Source organism: Hymenobacter sp. IS2118, from assembly GCF_000715495.1.
Taxonomy (GTDB): Bacteria; Bacteroidota; Bacteroidia; order Cytophagales; family Hymenobacteraceae; genus Hymenobacter.
This window is the reverse complement of record NZ_JNLX01000198.1, coordinates 1-2,965: the sequence shown is the minus strand read 5'-3', so window position 1 is coordinate 2,965 and position 2,965 is coordinate 1. Positions and strand designations below refer to the sequence as shown.

Sequence of the window (2,965 nt, the reverse complement as noted above, 5' to 3'; positions counted from 1 at the left end):
CCCGCCACGCCGCCGAGGGCGCCCGCCACGCCCCGCTCCACGGTCCTGAAATTCAAGTGTTCAGGGGTAGGCGCCAGCCTCTTTTTGCGAGTAGCTTTGTGCGTGCTTTTTTAGACCAATAAGCAGGCGCGGTAGTGTTTTTCCGCCGGGAGGCAGGTCCGCTTTATTTTCCATTCCCTTTTTCCTTTTCGTATGTTAAAACATCTTCTCTCCCTTTCCCCGCCACTCACCGGGGGCCGCGCGGCGCTGCTGCTGGCCCTGAGCCTGGGCCTGGCCCCCACCGCCTTCGGGCAGGTCACCTTCGACCCGGCCGTCAGCTACGGGGCCGGCGCTACTCCCGTCAGCGTGGCGGTGGGCGACTTCAACGCCGACGGCCGCCCCGACCTGGTTACGGCCAACTTCGACAGCGGCAACGTGTCGGTGCTGCTGGCCGAGGCCGGGGGCGGCTTCGCGGCGGCCGTCAACTACGGGACCGGCGACGGTCCCGTCAGCGTGGCGGTGGGCGACTTCAACACCGACGGCCGCCCCGACCTGGCCGTGGCCAACCTCTATAACGGCAACGTGGCGGTGCTGCTGGCCCAGGCCGGGGGCACTTTCGCGGGGGCCGTCAACTACGGGGCGGGCGACGGTCCCCGCAGCGTGGCGGTGGGCGACTTCAACGCCGACGGCCGCCCCGACCTGGCCGTGGCCAACCTCTATAACGGCAACGTGGCGGTGCTGCTGGCCCAGGCCGGGGGCACTTTCGCGGGGGCCGTCAACTACGGGGCGGGCGACGGTCCCCGCAGCGTGGCGGTGGGCGACTTCAACGCCGACGGCCGCCCCGACCTGGCCGTGGCCAACCTCTATAACGACAACGTGTCGGTGCTGCTGGCCCAGGCCGGGGGCGGCTTCGCGGCGGCCGTCAGCTACGGGGCCGGCGCTACTCCCATCAGCGTGGCGGTGGGCGACTTCAATGCCGACGGCCGCCCCGACCTGGCCACGGCCAACGTTGATGGCGGCAACGTGTCGGTGCTGCTGGCCCAGGCCGGGGGCACTTTCGCGGCGCCTGTCAGCTACGGGGCCGGCGTTCGTCCCTTCAGCGTGGCGGTGGGCGACTTCAACGCCGACGACATTCCCGACCTGGCCGTGGCCAATGCCAATGGCGACAACGTGTCGGTGCTGCTGGGTCAGGCCGGGGGCACTTTCGCGGGGGCCGTCAACTACGGGACCGGCGTTGGTCCCTACAGAAGTCCCTACAGCGTGGCGGTGGGCGACTTCAACGCCGACGGTCGCCCCGACCTGGTTACGGCCAACTACGATGGCGGCAACGTGTCGGTGCTGCTGGCCGAGGCCGGGGGCAGCTTCGCGGCGGCTATCAGCTACGGAGTCGGCAGCGGTCCCTTCAGCGTGGCGGTAGGCGACTTCAACGCCGACAGCCGCCCCGACCTGGCCGTGGCCAACTACGGTAGCAGCAACGTATCGGTGCTGCTGAATACAACGGAAACCGAAACCGACCTAACGATAAGCGACACCCGCACCATCGAGGCCGGCACCTACCGCAACATCACCATCACCGGCCCGAACGGCAACGCCACCCTGGCCGGCAACATTGAGGTAACTGGCGCGCTAACCGTGCAGGACGCGGGCACGCTGGCCGACGGCTGCCGCATCATCACGGGCAGCGGCACGTTTGCGCTGGCGGCGGGCGGCACGCTGGCCATCTGCCGGCCCCGCGGCATCCTGGCTGTGGGCGACCCGCAGGGCAACATCGGCACGGTGCGCGTGACGGGCGGCCGCTCGTTCTCCCCGGATGCCAGCTACGTGTACAACGGCAGCGACGCCACCGGCTCGGGCCTGCCCGGCCAGGTGCGCAACCTAAGCATCACCGTGCCCGGCAACGTGGCCCTGAGTGCGCCCACCAGCGTTTCCCAAACCCTGACGCTGAGCAGCACCGGCAATCTGGTGCTGGCCGGCAACGCCCTGACGCTGCTTTCCGACGCCAGCGGCACGGCCCTGGTCGTGAACTCCGGCACGGGCCGCGTGCTGGGCCGCACGGCCACCGTGCAGCGCCACCTGAGCACCGAGAACCGGGGCCTGGGCTACCGCCACTACAGCGCCCCGGTGACGGGCTCGACGGTGGCCGATTTGGCCACGCCCGGCTTCGCGCCCGAAGTGAGCCGGGCCGCCGCCTACAACGCCTCGGCTACCCCCGGCAAAATCACGCCCTTCCCCACCGTGTTCGGCTACGACCAAAGCCGCGTGACGCGGACCAGCACCTACGCACCCTTCGACCGGGGCTTCGTGGTGCCGGCCGGCCTAGGCAGCGCCCTGGAAGTGGGCCGCGGCTACGCCGTGCAACTCGCGGGCACCGAAAAGGTGGCTTTCACCGGCACGCTCAACACCGGCGACTACGACGTGGCCCTGAGCCGGGTGGGCGAAAACCCCGCCGCCGGCTGGGCCCTGGTGGGCAACCCCTACCCCGCGCCGATTGACGGCGCCGAACTGCTGGGCCTGGGAGAGGCCACCAACGCCCCCGGCCTGGACCGGAGCTTTTACGTGGTGGAAAGCAGCGGCCCCTACACCAGCACGTACCGCGCGTTTGTGGCCGGCTTCGAGGGCGGGGAGCAGAACCCGCTCATCGCCGCCGGCCAGGGCTTTTTCGTGCGCGTGAGCAGCAGCGAAACCAGCGGCGAGGTGCGCTTCCGCGACGAGCAGCGCCTCACCGACTTCGAGACGCAGGTGCGCATGAGCCGGGGCACCACCAGCACGCAGCCCACCGTGGGCCTGGCCCTGCGTGGGGCCACCGGCCCGGCCGATAAGCTGTTCGTGTACGCCGCCGCCCCGGCCACGGCCAGCTTCGATTCCGGCTACGACGCCTGGAAGCTGTCCAACACGACGGGCCTGAACCTGAGCAGCCGCTCGGCCACGGGCGAGGCGCTGAGCATCGACGGCCGGCCGGCCTTCACGGCCGCCACGCGCATCGCCC

At 70.3% G+C, this 2,965-nt stretch carries 1 protein-coding gene; it reads left to right on the top strand.

The genetic code is table 11. The annotated features are described in order from the left end of the window. Positions 1 to 192 precede the first annotated feature (192 nt). A partial coding sequence (locus tag GM79_RS23505) for an FG-GAP repeat domain-containing protein (RefSeq protein ID WP_081867948.1) occupies positions 193 to 2,965 on the top strand: 2,773 nt, incomplete at its 3' end.